The sequence below is a fragment of the Mesorhizobium sp. M7A.F.Ca.US.014.04.1.1 genome (assembly GCF_003998745.1).
GTDB classification, from domain to species: domain Bacteria; phylum Pseudomonadota; class Alphaproteobacteria; order Rhizobiales; family Rhizobiaceae; genus Mesorhizobium; species Mesorhizobium ciceri.
Genome location: NZ_RZRW01000173.1, coordinates 1 through 10,134, shown reverse-complemented (window position 1 = coordinate 10,134; position 10,134 = coordinate 1). Strand labels below are relative to the sequence as shown.

Sequence of the window (10,134 nt, the reverse complement as noted above, 5' to 3'; positions counted from 1 at the left end):
GATGCAGGCGGCTGGCGTTTCTATCTGCCGCTTGCCATTACGCCGTTGGGTTTCGTGCTGTGCGCCTGGCTTGCCCACACCTTCTTTCCCGGTTCGCAAGGCAGCGGCATTCCGCAGGCGATCGCCGCCCGCCATCTGCGTGACGACGAGGACCGCAGCCACATCCTGTCCCTCAAACTGGTGGCCGGCAAAATCATGCTCACCATCGTCGGCCTGTTCTGCGGCGCCTCGATCGGCCGCGAGGGTCCGACGGTGCAAGTCGGCGCGTCGCTGATGCTGCAGGCGGCACGCTGGGGCGGCATGGTGCAGGCCCGGGGTCTGATCCTGGCCGGGTCGGCCGCCGGGATTGCCGCCGCCTTCAACACGCCGCTGGCCGGCATCGTCTTCGCCATCGAGGAGATGGGCCGCACCTATGAGGCGCGAACCAACGGGCTGGTGCTGACGGCGGTGATCCTGGCCGGTCTCGCTTCGCTCGGGCTGCTCGGCAACTACACCTATTTTGGCGTCGCCAGGGACACCATCTCGTTTGCCGCCGAGTGGCCGCTGGTGATTGCCTGCGGCGTCATCGGCGGCGGGTTCGGCGCGCTGTTCTCGCTGCTGGCGTTGAAGGCGACGCGGCGGATCCGGCGCTGGAACACTGGGCAGCCTTTGCGGCGCGCCCTGATCGTGGCCGCAATCTGCGGGCTTGCGGTGGCGGTGATCGGCATTGCCTCGGGCGGGCTGACCTTCGGCACCGGTTACGTGCAGGCGCGGGGCGCCGTCGAAGGCACGCCGCTGCCGTGGTTCTTCTTCGCCGAAAAGTTCCTGGCGGGATTGCTGTCGATGATCTCGGGCATTCCGGGCGGTATCTTCGCGCCCTCGCTGGCTGTCGGCGCCGGCATCGGCAGTTCGCTCGGCCTCCTCTTTGGCGCGAGCACTGGGGTGGCGGCACTGCTCGGCATGGCCGGCTATTTCGCCGGTGTGGTGCAAGCGCCGATGACGGCCTTCGTCATCATCCTGGAGATGACCGGCAATCACGACAATGTCATCGCGCTGATGCTGGCCTCGATGCTGGGCTACGGCACGGCGCGCATGATCTCGCACGAGCCGCTCTATCACGCGCTATCGCGTGTCTTCATCGCCGAGGCGATCCGGCGCCGCCGGGCGGAGGCCGGGCCGGGGCAAGTATGAAAGAAAAAAGGCCGGACTTCGCGGCCCGGCCTTTCCCTCAAAAAAGTAGCTTTGCCTATTTACACTTGGCGATCGATGTCAGCGCCGCCGAAATGCCCTTCAGAGAGAAGACATAGGAGGTGGGATTGCCGCGGCCGGACTTCGCCGTCACCTTCATGTCGGTGCCGGTCTTCATGGCGGCGATCAGTACCGGCTCCTCGGCGGCATTCTCGACCCAGGCCGATTTGCCGCGCGTGAACATCGAAAACGTCTTCTTGTCGATGGTCACGGTGGCCTTGGAGCCTTCCTGGAAATTGTAGCCGGCAATGAATTGCGGCTCGTAGGACACTTGCTGGCCGGGCCGCTGGCTGACGAAGAAGAACATATCGCCATGGTCGAGCGTGGGCGGCTGCTTGTCGGTCGGCACGGTCAGGACATAGCAGACCTTGCCGCCCGATGCCTGGTAGCTGTAGGTGCCCCAGGCATTGTGCTGGCCGATCTTGGTCGCCGACTGCGCCAGTGCCGGCGCTGCCACGGCCACCAGGGCCAGACTCGAAACTATCGCAATCAATCCGCGCATCGCTTTTCCCGTATTCCAAATGGTGCGGAGGCAGGCCGGCTTGGCGTCCTGCCCGTCGCTTCATTTTGATTTAATCTGGGTTACCAAACGGTGAATTTCCGAAGAGAAAAGGACCCTCACCCCGAGGAAACCGCCACCATACCCGCGCCGCCGCCCTGCGAGCGGGTGGCGCGACATCCCTTTGGCGACTTGAAGGCCACGAAAGCGGCAAGAGTTTGACTTTTTACGCTGTCGCCGAAAGCCGGCTTCAACGGCGTTCCGCGCGCGTGTTCAGCCCTTCTCGGCCATGGCGTCCCTGGCGGCCTGCCGGTGCGCAGTGGTGATGTGGGCACTGACGGCGGTGATCGCGGCGGTGAGCACAGCGATGTCGTCGGTGAAGCCAAGCCCGAAGACGAAGTCGGGGATGACATCCACCGGCAGCACGAAATAGCCGAGCGCGGCCAGCAGAATGCCCTTGGCGCGCAGCGGCGTGTTCTTGTCCATGGCGCAATAATAGGCGGCCACGACCTCTTCCATGAAGGGGATCTGCCGCGCGGCCTTCTTGGCTGTGCGCCAGAATTTCTCGCGCACTTCGCTCTCGTCTGACGGCTTGCCGCCAAAGCCGAAGAAATCAAAACCGGATTGTTGCGCCATCAGTCTCTCCTTGCGGGGCTCATGCGCATCCGGCGCCTGCCCCGCGGGGGAAAATGTGGTGAAACCCGACCCCCGCTACAAGATGCCGGTGCCGATTTGGGCCTGCCGAGGCGATACCAGGCCTCAGGCGCCGGCAAAACGGTTCATTTTCGTGGCCAGATCGATATCGAGCGCAGTGACGCCGCCGGCGTCGTGGGTGTTCAGCGTCACGTCGACGGTCTTGTAGACATTCGACCAGTCGGGATGATGATCCATCGCCTCGGCGGCAAGCGCGACGCGGGTCATGAAGGCGAAAGCCTCGGAGAAATTCGCGAAGGTGAATGTGCGCTTGATGGAGGCGCCGTCTTCCGCCAGCGCCCAGCCGTCGAGGCCCGTCAATGCGGCTTCAGCGGCTTGCCTGCCCAGTTTCTCTCTCGCCATGTCCCTATCCTGTGCTATTCGAAAACGACCCTCACCATAGCGACGGATCGATGAGCGCGAAGCCTATAAATTCCATTCTCTTCGTCTGCCTCGGCAACATCTGCCGGTCGCCGCTGGCGGAAGGTGTCTTCCGCGCCGTTTGGGCCGAGCGCGGGTCGGCCCGGGATATCCTGCTCGATTCGGCGGGAACCAGTGACTGGGAGGCCGGCTCTGCCCCCGATCGACGCGCGATCGCGGTCGCCATGCGGCACGGCGTCGACATTTCCGGGCAGAGGGCGCGCAAGGTCACGCCGCAGGACCTCCACCGTTTCGACCTGATCCTTGGCATGGACCGGTCGAATGTCGCTGACCTGAAGGCGCTGGCGCCGGCGGCCGTGCAGGACCGTATCCATCTGTTCCTGGAATTCGCGCAGGGAAAGGCACGCGACGTGCCGGATCCTTATCATGACGAGGCAGAAGCCTTCGCTTCCGCCTATCGCATGATCCGCGAGGCGTCGGAGGCGCTGGCGACAAGGCTGGAGGCGCGGGCGTCCGTGCCTGACAGCGGCCAGGCTTCCTCGACGATGTAGGGTCCGCCGCCGACCGAATCGCGCGACGACATCAAAACGAAACGGCCGATGCGGAACGGCAGCGTCGAGAAATTGCCGCGCGCCGACAGATATTGGGCAACGTCCAGCGGGGTCGAATTGCGCAAGCGCGCCAGCGTCACATGCGGCATGAATTTGCGCGGGTCGGCCGGGATGCCGAGCCGCTGGCAGATGCGGTCGACCTCACCTTGAAGGGCGGCCAGATCGGGCGAGGCGGAAGCGCCCGCCCATACCGCATGCGGCTTCTTCTGGCCGAAAGCGCCGACGCCGGTCAGCGCCAGCGAGAAAGAAGGGCGGTGGACGCGGTCGAGCGCGTTGGCGATCTCGTCGGCGACATGGCCGGGAACATCGCCGATGAAGCGCAGCGTCAGATGGTAGTTTTCGACGTCGATCCAGCGAGCTCCCGGCAAGCCGCCCCGCAGCAGGGACAGCGAAAGGGCAGCGTCACGCGGAATTTCGAGGGCGGTGAAAAGACGCGGCATGAAGAGCCTCCCTTCCTCGAATCGAACTGTCACCCATAGCGAATCATCGATAGTCAAACGGAGCAAGAGGTTTGTTGGCCACAGTCCCTGTTAAAAGCTCGCCGGGCGGAAACAGTTCCAACCCGCTAGGAATCGCCCGGCACCGCCGCGATCACCTTCTCGACCGCGGGCAGGATGCGTTCGACCATCTGGTCGACGCCTCGTGCGCTCGGATGCAGGCCGTCCTCGAGCTGCATGCCGGGCTGGCCGGCGACGCCGTCGAGAAAGAACGGGTAGAGCGCGACGTCGTATTTCTTCGCCAGGTCCGGGAAAATGGCGTCGAAGGCGCTCTGGTAGTCGGGACCGAGATTGGGTGCGGCGCGCATGCCGGCCAGAAGCACGGCAATCTTGCGCTGCTTCAGCTTGCTCAGCATCTCGTCGAGGTTCTTTTTGGTGATGTCGGGCGAGACGCCGCGCAGCATGTCGTTGGCGCCGAGTTCGAGGATGACCAGCTGCGTGCCGTCCGGCACCGACCAGTCAAGCCGCGCCAGGCCGCCGCTCGTCGTGTCGCCGGAGACGCCGGCATTGGCGACGGTCACGTCGTGGCCTTTGGCGCCAAGCGCTGCCTGCAGCCTGTCGGTAAAGCCCTGGTCGGGTCCAAGGCCATAGCCCGCCATCAGGCTGTCACCGAAGCCGACGATCTTGAACGGCTCGGCACGCGCCGACGACATGACGCCGCAAATGGCGAGGAAAACCACGAAGCCTGCGGCAATACTGCGTTTGAAAGACATGCGGCAGGCCCCATATGAGCTAGGAATTCTCCAGTCGACGGCTTCCGGCAAGCAGAGCCTTCATTCCCAGATATAGGACGATTTCATTTTGACAGAAGCCGTCATCGCGCTGAAAGACGTGTCCCTGACCCTTGGCGAGGGCGCTTCATCGGTCCATGTGCTGAAGGGGGTGAGCCTCGACGTGGCGACCGGCGAGGCGACCGGCATCGTCGGACCTTCGGGTTCCGGCAAGTCGACCTTGCTGATGGTCCTGGCAGGCCTGGAAAGGGTCGATTCGGGTACGGTCCGAATCGCCGGCGAGCTGCTCAACGGCAAAAGCGAGGACCAGATTGCTTCGTTTCGTGGCCGAAACATTGGCATCGTGTTCCAGTCCTTCCATCTCATTCCCAACATGACGGCGCTCGAAAATGTCGCGGTGCCGCTGGAACTGGCCGGCCATTCCGATCCGTTCGCGGTGGCGGCGCGCGAGCTGGCGGCGGTTGGCCTCAGCGACCGCGTCACCCACTATCCCGGCGAATTGTCGGGCGGCGAGCAGCAGCGCGTGGCGATCGCCCGCGCATTGGCGCCGTCGCCGCGCATCCTGATCGCCGACGAGCCGACCGGCAATCTGGACCAGGCGACCGGGCGGCAGGTCGCCGACCTCCTGTTTGCGAAGGCGGCCGAGCGCGGCATGACGCTGGTGCTGGTGACGCATGATCCGGCGCTCGCGGCACGCTGTTCGCGCCAGGTTTCGATGCACTCGGGCCGGATCGAGGCACCGGCGCCGGTCAAGGTGACGGCCTGATGCCGCTGTCCCGGACGTTGAGGCTCGCTGTCCGCTTCTCGCTGCGCGAGATGCGCGGCGGCCTGTCCGGTTTCCTGATCTTCCTCGCCTGCATCGCGCTCGGCGTCGCGGCCATCGGCGGCGTCAACTCGGTGGCGCGTTCGATCACCGCCGGTGTCGCCAATCAGGGCCAGACGCTGCTTGGCGGCGATCTTCGCTTCCAGATCAACCAGCGTGACGCCAGTCAGGCGGAGCGCAGCTTCCTTGACGGGCTCGGCACGGTTTCGCGGACCGCCAGCATGCGTTCGATGGCGCGTCTCGCCGACGGATCCGACCAGGCGCTGGTCGAGGCCAAGGCGGTCGACCATGTCTATCCGCTCTATGGCACGCTGGAGACCGAGCCGGCGCTGTCGAAACAGGAACTGTTCGGCGAAGAGTTCGGCGTCTTCGGTGCGGCAGCGCCCGATCTTCTGTTCGAGCGGTTGCACGTCAAGCTTGGCGACCGGCTGAAGCTCGGCACCGCTACTTTCGAACTGCGCGCCAAGCTGGTCGCCGAACCGGATGCCGTGTCCGACGGCTTCGGCTTCGCGCCGAGGCTGATGATCTCGACCGAAGGGTTGGCGGCCACTGGACTGATCCAGCCGGGCAGCCTGGTCGAGAATGCCTACAAAATCCGGCTGCCGGCGGACGCCGACGAGGCAAGGCTCAAGGCCATCCAGGATCAGGCCGCCACGGATTTTCCGGAAGCCGGCTGGTCGATCCGCACGCGCAGCAACGCGGCGCCCGCGCTGTCGTCCAACATCGAACGCTTCTCGCAGTTCCTGACCCTGGTCGGGCTGACGGCGCTGGTGGTCGGCGGCGTCGGCGTCGCCAATGCGGTGCGCGCCTATCTCGACGGCAAGCGCGGCGTCATCGCCACCTTCAAGAGCCTGGGCGCTTCGGGCGGCTTCGTCTTTGCCGTCTATCTCGTGCAGATCCTGATCATAGCCGGATTGGGTGTCGTGCTAGGCCTTGTGCTCGGCGCACTAATGCCCTTCGCGGCGAGCGCGGCCTTGCAATCCGTCATTCCGGTGCCGGCCGAAGGCGGCTTCTATCCCGGCGCGCTCGGCATGGCGGCGCTGTTCGGCCTGCTGGTGACGTTGGCTTTCGCGCTGCTGCCGCTCGGCCGCGCCCGCGACGTGCCGGCAACCGCGCTGTTTCGCGAAATGGGACTGGAAGGCCGCGGCTTGCCGCGCCCCGCCTATGTCGCGGCGGCCATAGGCATCGCGCTGCTGCTTGCGGCGCTGGCCATTCTGTTCTCGGGCGACCAGCGCATCGCCTCGATCTTTGTCGGCGCTACCGTCTTCGCCTTCCTGGTGCTGCGCTCGGTCGGCGCACTGGTGCAATGGGCGGCCAGGAAAAGCCCGCGCGTGCGCTTCGTGGCGCTCAGGCTCGCCATCGGCAACATCCATCGGCCAGGCGCCCTGACGCCATCGGTGGTGCTGTCCCTGGGGCTCGGGCTGACGCTATTGGTGACGCTGGCGCTGATCGACGGCAATCTCAGGCGACAGATCTCAGGCAGCCTGCCGGAACGGGCGCCGAACTTCTTCTTCGTCGACATCCAGAGCGCCGATGTCGCGTCCTTCTCGGCGCTGATCGGCAAGGAGGCGCCGCAGGGCGTGCTGGCCAAGGTGCCGATGCTGCGCGGCCGGGTGATGGCGCTGAACGGTGTCGATGTCGACAAGGTGAAGGTGCCGGCGGAAGGCGCCTGGGTGCTGAGGGGGGATCGCGGCCTGACCTATGACACCAGGCAGCCGGAGAACGCGACGCTGACCGAGGGCAGTTGGTGGCCCGAAAATTACAGCGGCGAACCGCTGGTTTCGTTTTCGGCGCAAGAAGGCAAGGAGATCGGGCTGAAGCTCGGCGACACCATCACCGTCAATGTGCTGGGCCGCAACGTCACGGCCAGGATCGCCAGTTTCCGCCAAGTCGAATGGGAGACGATGGGTATCAATTTCGTCATGGTCTTCTCGCCCAACACATTCGCGGGCGCCCCGCATGGCTGGATGGCGACGCTGACCGAAAAGAGTGCATCGACGGCCGACGACGCCCGCATCCTCAACGCCGTCACCCGCGCCTTCCCGGCGGTGACGACGGTGCGGGTCAAGGACGCGCTCGACATCGTCAACCGGCTGGTCGGACAGCTCGGCACGGCGATCCGGGCGGCCGCTGGCGTGGCGCTGATCGCTTCGGTGCTGGTGCTGGCCGGCGCGCTTGCAGCCGGCAACCGGGCGCGCATCCATGATGCGGTGGTGTTGAAGACGCTGGGCGCGACACGCACGACGCTGATATCGGCCTTCTCGCTCGAATATATGCTGATCGGGCTGGCCACCGCCATTTTCGCGCTGGCGGCGGGCAGCGCAGCCGCCTGGTTCGTCGTCGCGCGCATCATGACTCTGCCGTCGCATTTCATGCCGGAGGTGGCGGTGGCAACCATTCTGTTTTCGCTGGTGATCACGGTCGGCATTGGTCTCGCCGGTACTTGGCGGGTGCTCGGCCACAAGGCAGCACCGGTGCTGCGCAACCTGTGACGACAGGCCCGGAACGGGCATCCTGGATTAAATCTTGGTAAGAAAGCCGTCCGAAAAGCCGAGGAAACGGCGCTTCGCCCTCTCACGAACCGTTACATCCGGTTACGGTCTTGTTCTTGACGCGAATAACCATCATATTTCGCCACAGGCATGCTGGAGCCCTGCCAGCGGCGCCCAGGTCCGGAAGGACCTGACACCGGACGGGGCAGAAGCAATAGAGGACTACAATGGCTGATCCCATTCGCAACTACCAGACGCGCGCCGTGCCCGGCGTCGGCGTCGGTGCCGACATCGATCAGGGCCTGCGCGCCTACATGATCAAGGTTTACAATCTGATGGGGCTTGGCCTCCTCATCACCGGTCTTGCCGCTGTCGGCACGATCATGCTGGCCACCACCACCGATCCGGCTTCGGCTGTCGCGACGCTGCCGAGCGGCGAGATGCTGACGTCCTTCGGCTACGCGATCTTCGGCTCGCCGCTGCGCTGGGTGGTGATGCTGGCGCCGCTGGCCGCCGTGCTGTTCCTGTCGTTCCGCGTCCAGTCGATGAGCGTTTCGGCAGCGCAGACGACGTTCTGGGTCTATGCCGGTCTCGTCGGCCTGTCGCTGTCTTCGATCTTCCTGGTCTACACCACGGCCAGCATTTCACAGACCTTCTTCGCCACGGCCGCCGCCTTCGGTGCGCTGTCGCTGTTCGGCTACACCACCAAGCGCGACCTGACGGCGATGGGCTCGTTCCTGATCATGGGCGTGTTCGGCATCATCATCGCGTCGGTGATCAACATCTTCCTGCAGTCGTCGGCGCTGTCGTTTGCCGTGTCGGCGATCGGCGTGCTGGTCTTCGCGGGCCTCACCGCCTATGACACGCAGAAGATCAAGGAGATGTATTTCGAGGGCGACAGTTCGGACGTTGCCGGCCGCAAGGCGATCATGGGCGCGCTGACGCTCTATCTCGACTTCATCAACCTGTTCATGTTCCTGCTGCAGTTCATGGGCGACCGTCGCTAGTTCAGCATGCTGGACCATCGAGTTCCAAAAGGGCGGCCCAACGGCCGCCCTTTTCTTTTGTGCCGGGCTTTGCTGTTATCGCGAGCAGAGAAATGGCACCCATAAACTATGAGCACTATTACGATTCGACCGGCGACAGCGGCCGACCTCGACAGCATCACCGGCATCTACGCCGACGCGGTCGCCCAAGGCACGGCGAGCTATGAGTTGGAGCCGCCGAGCCGCGCGGAGATGGGTGTTCGATTCGACAGCCTGATGGCCGGCGGCTTTCCCTACCTTGTGGCGGAGAAGGACGGCGCGGTTCTCGGCTACGCCTATGCCGGTGCCTTCCGGCCACGCCCGGCCTATCGCTTCATTGTCGAGGATTCGGTCTATGTCGCGCCCGAGGCCAAGGGCCAGGGCGTCGGGCTCAAGCTGATGCAAAGCCTGATCGAGGCGGTGACGACGGCGGGCTTTCGCCAGATCATCGCGGTGATCGGCGATGGCCGTCCCGACAGCGCCTCGGTGCGGCTGCACGAAAAGCTCGGCTTTCGCCATTCGGGCCGCCTGGAAGGCTCCGGCTACAAGCACGGGCGCTGGCTGGACACGGTGTTCATGCAGCTGTCGCTGAATGGCGGGGCATCGGCGCCGCCCGATCCGAGTTCGCTGCCAGAGCGGAAGTTTCGCCTTAGAGGGGACTGAAGAAGGAACTGAAGAATTGCGCAATTGAAGAACTGAAGAATAAAAAGAAGCGGCGGCAACAGATGACGCCGAGGCCTTTTCTTCAACTCATCAATTCTCCATTTCTTCAATTCCCCTGCTCTAATTCCCTGCTCAGGCTTCGACCAGCTTCAACTTGCTGTCGAACACACCGAGCACGCGGCCGAGTTCCTGGCCGCGTTTCAAGATGCGGCCGCCGGCGGCGATGACGGCAAAGGCGCCCTGCTTGCGGGCCAGTTTCGGATCCTTGACGATCTGGAACAGCGGCACTTCGCTGGTGCGGCGGAAGACGGAAAAGACAGCGCGGTCGGCGAGATGATCGATGGCGTAGTCGCGCCATTCATTGGCGGCGACCATGCGTCCGTAGAGCCTGAGGATCTGGTCCAGCTCGCGTCGGTCGAACCGCACCGGCTGATCGAGACGTTCGCGTCGCGCCTCGTGCAGCGGGATTATTGCGGATGCGTTCCCATCCCC

12 protein-coding genes are annotated in these 10,134 nt (G+C 64.6%); 6 read left to right on the top strand and 6 right to left on the bottom strand.

Features of this window, described 5'->3' with window-relative positions; all coding sequences use genetic code 11:
• Positions 1–1,170 (top strand): chloride channel protein (locus EOA22_RS13990; RefSeq protein WP_164755418.1); only part of this gene is annotated, 1,170 nt, incomplete at its 5' end.
• 55 nt (positions 1,171–1,225) lie between these two features.
• Here EOA22_RS13990 and EOA22_RS13985 read toward each other — a convergent pair.
• From EOA22_RS13985 to EOA22_RS13975, 3 genes are all read right to left on the bottom strand, one after another.
• The gene (locus EOA22_RS13985) at positions 1,226–1,729 is read right to left on the bottom strand and encodes an invasion associated locus B family protein (RefSeq protein WP_013528815.1); all 504 of its coding nucleotides are present in this window, start codon (positions 1,727–1,729) and stop codon (positions 1,226–1,228) included.
• Positions 1,730–1,999: 270 nt separating this feature from the next.
• Positions 2,000–2,362 carry a YkvA family protein gene (locus tag EOA22_RS13980; protein ID WP_013528816.1) on the bottom strand — a complete coding sequence of 121 codons (363 nt, stop codon included), beginning with the start codon at positions 2,360–2,362 and terminating at the stop codon, positions 2,000–2,002.
• Between the two features lie 123 nt (positions 2,363–2,485).
• Positions 2,486–2,782, bottom strand: coding sequence for a 4a-hydroxytetrahydrobiopterin dehydratase (locus EOA22_RS13975; protein ID WP_063169551.1), 297 nt, complete (start codon positions 2,780–2,782; stop codon positions 2,486–2,488).
• 50 nt (positions 2,783–2,832) lie between these two features.
• Here EOA22_RS13975 and EOA22_RS13970 point away from each other — a divergent pair, with 50 nt between their 5' ends.
• Positions 2,833–3,351 (top strand): low molecular weight protein-tyrosine-phosphatase, encoded by a 519-nt coding sequence (locus EOA22_RS13970; RefSeq protein ID WP_013528818.1) that lies wholly within the window; start codon positions 2,833–2,835, stop codon positions 3,349–3,351.
• On the opposite strand, the gene thpR is transcribed toward EOA22_RS13970, so the two are convergent.
• On the bottom strand, positions 3,255–3,851 hold the full coding sequence (gene thpR / locus EOA22_RS13965; RefSeq protein WP_063169549.1) for an RNA 2',3'-cyclic phosphodiesterase: 597 nt from the start codon (positions 3,849–3,851) through the stop codon (positions 3,255–3,257). The genes EOA22_RS13970 and thpR overlap by 97 nt on opposite strands.
• Before the next feature lie 125 nt (positions 3,852–3,976).
• Positions 3,977–4,621 (bottom strand): arylesterase, encoded by a 645-nt coding sequence (locus EOA22_RS13960; RefSeq protein ID WP_013528820.1) that lies wholly within the window; start codon positions 4,619–4,621, stop codon positions 3,977–3,979.
• 88 nt (positions 4,622–4,709) lie between these two features.
• On the opposite strand from EOA22_RS13960, the gene EOA22_RS13955 reads away from it, so the two are divergent.
• The 4 genes from EOA22_RS13955 to EOA22_RS13940 all read left to right on the top strand — a co-directional run bounded on the left by EOA22_RS13955 (position 4,710) and on the right by EOA22_RS13940 (position 9,642).
• On the top strand, positions 4,710–5,405 hold the full coding sequence (locus tag EOA22_RS13955) for an ABC transporter ATP-binding protein (protein WP_063169548.1): 696 nt from the start codon (positions 4,710–4,712) through the stop codon (positions 5,403–5,405).
• A complete protein-coding gene (locus EOA22_RS13950) occupies positions 5,405–7,954 on the top strand; it encodes an ABC transporter permease (protein WP_063169547.1) in 2,550 nt (849 codons plus the stop codon). Before EOA22_RS13955 ends, EOA22_RS13950 begins: the two co-directional genes overlap by 1 nt.
• A 227-nt stretch (positions 7,955–8,181) precedes the next feature.
• On the top strand, positions 8,182–8,961 hold the full coding sequence (locus EOA22_RS13945) for a Bax inhibitor-1/YccA family protein (RefSeq protein ID WP_013528823.1): 780 nt from the start codon (positions 8,182–8,184) through the stop codon (positions 8,959–8,961).
• 108 nt (positions 8,962–9,069) lie between these two features.
• Positions 9,070–9,642, top strand: coding sequence for a GNAT family N-acetyltransferase (locus tag EOA22_RS13940; RefSeq protein WP_063169546.1), 573 nt, complete (start codon positions 9,070–9,072; stop codon positions 9,640–9,642).
• A 132-nt stretch (positions 9,643–9,774) separates the two neighbouring features.
• Here EOA22_RS13940 and EOA22_RS13935 read toward each other — a convergent pair.
• Positions 9,775–10,134, bottom strand: a 360-nt coding sequence (locus tag EOA22_RS13935; RefSeq protein ID WP_245478636.1) for a DUF2794 domain-containing protein, incomplete at its 5' end; no start/stop codon positions are given.

Coding starts and splice junctions, on each gene's coding strand:
- EOA22_RS13985 (WP_013528815.1), bottom strand. CDS start 1,729: ATGCGCGGATTGATTGCGATAGTTTCGAGTCTGGCCCTGGTGGCCGTG.
- EOA22_RS13980 (WP_013528816.1), bottom strand. CDS start 2,362: ATGGCGCAACAATCCGGTTTTGATTTCTTCGGCTTTGGCGGCAAGCCG.
- EOA22_RS13975 (WP_063169551.1), bottom strand. CDS start 2,782: ATGGCGAGAGAGAAACTGGGCAGGCAAGCCGCTGAAGCCGCATTGACG.
- EOA22_RS13970 (WP_013528818.1), top strand. CDS start 2,833: ATGAGCGCGAAGCCTATAAATTCCATTCTCTTCGTCTGCCTCGGCAAC.
- thpR (WP_063169549.1), bottom strand. CDS start 3,851: ATGCCGCGTCTTTTCACCGCCCTCGAAATTCCGCGTGACGCTGCCCTT.
- EOA22_RS13960 (WP_013528820.1), bottom strand. CDS start 4,621: ATGTCTTTCAAACGCAGTATTGCCGCAGGCTTCGTGGTTTTCCTCGCC.
- EOA22_RS13950 (WP_063169547.1), top strand. CDS start 5,405: ATGCCGCTGTCCCGGACGTTGAGGCTCGCTGTCCGCTTCTCGCTGCGC.
- EOA22_RS13945 (WP_013528823.1), top strand. CDS start 8,182: ATGGCTGATCCCATTCGCAACTACCAGACGCGCGCCGTGCCCGGCGTC.
- EOA22_RS13940 (WP_063169546.1), top strand. CDS start 9,070: ATGAGCACTATTACGATTCGACCGGCGACAGCGGCCGACCTCGACAGC.